This is a genomic window from Luteibacter sp. P4_D7_3, assembly GCF_056401735.1.
In genome coordinates, this window is the sequence record NZ_JBFUIT010000467.1 from 1 (window position 1) to 2275 (window position 2275).

The 2275-nt window shown below is 66.4% G+C and carries 4 protein-coding genes; all 4 read left to right on the forward strand.

Features of this window, described 5'->3' with window-relative positions; genetic code table 11:
* On the forward strand, window positions 1-565 hold a 565-nt coding region (locus AC1DSN_RS21590), incomplete at its 5' end, for a L,D-transpeptidase family protein (protein ID WP_477332799.1).
* Window positions 566-617: 52 nt separating this feature from the next.
* Complete coding sequence (locus tag AC1DSN_RS21595; protein WP_477332801.1) at window positions 618-1349, forward strand: 2OG-Fe dioxygenase family protein; 732 nt, start codon at window positions 618-620, stop codon at window positions 1347-1349.
* A 74-nt stretch (window positions 1350-1423) separates the two neighbouring features.
* Entirely contained in the window at window positions 1424-1792 is a 369-nt protein-coding gene (locus tag AC1DSN_RS21600) for a BON domain-containing protein (protein WP_477332803.1), read from the forward strand.
* Window positions 1793-1807: 15 nt separating this feature from the next.
* Window positions 1808-2275: hypothetical protein (locus AC1DSN_RS21605; RefSeq protein WP_477332805.1), on the forward strand; the 468-nt coding region annotated here is incomplete at its 3' end.

The window sequence follows — 2275 nt, forward strand, 5'->3', positions numbered from 1 at the left end:
CAATCCGACCTGGACCGTCCCGCCGACGATCCTCAAGAACGACATCCTGCCGAAGGTCCGCGCCAACAGCGCCTACCTGGCCAACAACCGCATTCGCGTGCTCGACAGCGCCGGCAACACGATTTCCGCGTCGGGTGTGAACTGGTCGAACCCGCGCGGCATCACGCTGCGTCAGGATGCCGGCCCGGGCAATTCGCTGGGCCAGGTGGTGATCCGCTTCCCCAATTCCTTCTCCGTCTACCTGCATGACACGCCCCACCAGGACCTCTTCTCGAAGGCCAGGCGCGACACCAGTTCGGGCTGTATCCGCGTCGAGCACCCTCTCGAACTCGTGCAGTTACTTTTCAACGACGACCAGAAATGGAATCGGCAGGCCATCGACGATCGCATCGCCACGAAGAAGACGCAGAACGTGACGCTGCCCACCTCTGTACCGGTGCTGCTGGCCTATTGGACCGTGGACATCGGCGAGGATGGCAAGCTGGCCTACAAGCCGGACGTATACCAGCGCGACGGCGCGCTCCTTGCCGCGCTGGATAAGCCCCAGCCGCTGCGCACGCCCTGAGCGGGCCTGTTTGCCGCAGGTGGCCCGGGCGTCGGGGTCGTATACTGGGGCGATGAACGTCCCCCTCGAAGCGACCGAAACCACCCTCCACGACCAGGTTCGCGACGAGGGCTTCGCCTTCGTACAGGGTGACGCCATGCGCCGACTGGTCGAGCACATCGCGCCGGTGACCGACTGGGAGGCGTTTGCCGCCAGCTGGAATGCGCTCGAGCCGGACACGTACCTCGCGGCAACCGGGCGCTTTCGCCGACGCCGCCATGCCGTGTTCGCTGCATCGCCGTTCGGCCACGTCGAAGCCCGCCCGCACCAGGCGCACTTCCAGACACTCTCGTACAACGCGCTGCAAGGCGACATCGAGCGCTGGTTCGCCCCGGTGCTGCCGGAGATCGCCCAGAGCGAGACCCTGCGCGCGATCCTCGACTTCTGCCGTGACTTTTTCGGCGGACTGTCGCCGGAGGTGGCCCAGTGGCACGTCGAGGCACACCAGTTCCGTATCGAGGCCACGGCCGGTGCGGCAGGCGAGYCGACGCCCGAAGGCAGCCACCGTGACGGCGTCGATTACGTGTTGGTGCTCCTGATCGATCGCGAAAACATCGCCAGCGGCACGACGACGATTCACGCGCCCGACGGGCGTTCGCTGGGTGAGTTCACGCTTGCCCACGCATTCGACGCCGCGCTGATCCACGATCCGCGCGTGTTCCACGGCGTCACGCCGGTCACGCCGCTGGACCAGAGCAAGGCCTCCCACCGGGATGTGCTGGTCGTGACCTTCCGCGCGGTGTGACCATCGCGCCGGCTGCACCGGCGTTTCACGGTCGCTGAGGCGTACTGCGCGCACCGCAGCCACGGAGCCTCACCGTGACCACACGATCCACTGTCCTGTTCCTCGTCACTGCCCTCGCGGCGACCGCCGCGTTTGCCCAGGACGCGCCGAAAGCCGACAACACGAAGATCAACCAGCGCGACCGGCAAGGTGGGCAGACCACCGCCTTCGACCAGCCGAACGACGCGGAAGACATCAAGGTCGCCGCCGCCGTGCGCAAGGCCATCGTGGGTGACGATTCGCTCTCCCTGTCCGCGCACAACGTCAAGTTCATCGCCTCCGACGGCACCGTCATCCTGCGCGGTCCTGTAAAGGACGACGCCGAGAAGGCGCGCGTCGAGGCGATCGTGAAAGCCGTGCCCGGCGTGGCGAATGTCCAGAACCAGCTCGACAGCAAACACTGACCCGCGAGGACCATCATGAAAGCATCTGTCTACTGCACGACCCGCACCGTCGAACAGGCCGAGCACATCGTCCTCGAGCTCAAGCAGGCCGGTTTCACCAGCGACGACATCTCGGCGCTCCTTCCCGACCGTCGCGGCACGCGCGACTTCGCGCACGAACACCACACCAAGGCGCCTGAAGGCGCGACCACGGGTGGCGTCCTCGGCCTCGGTCTCGGCGCAGGCCTCGGCTGGCTTGCCGGTATCGGTGCGCTGGCGATTCCTGGTGTCGGTCCGTTCATCGCTGCCGGACCGATCATGGCCGCGCTTGGCGGCGCGGCGGTCGGCACGGCGACGGGCGGGATCATCGGCGCGCTCGTCGGCATGGGCATTCCCGAGTTCGAGGCCAAGCGTTACGACGCCAAGGTACGCGAAGGCAGCATCCTGATTTCGGTACACACCGAAAGCAGCCAGCAGCGCGACGTGGCCAAGGATGTCTTCAAG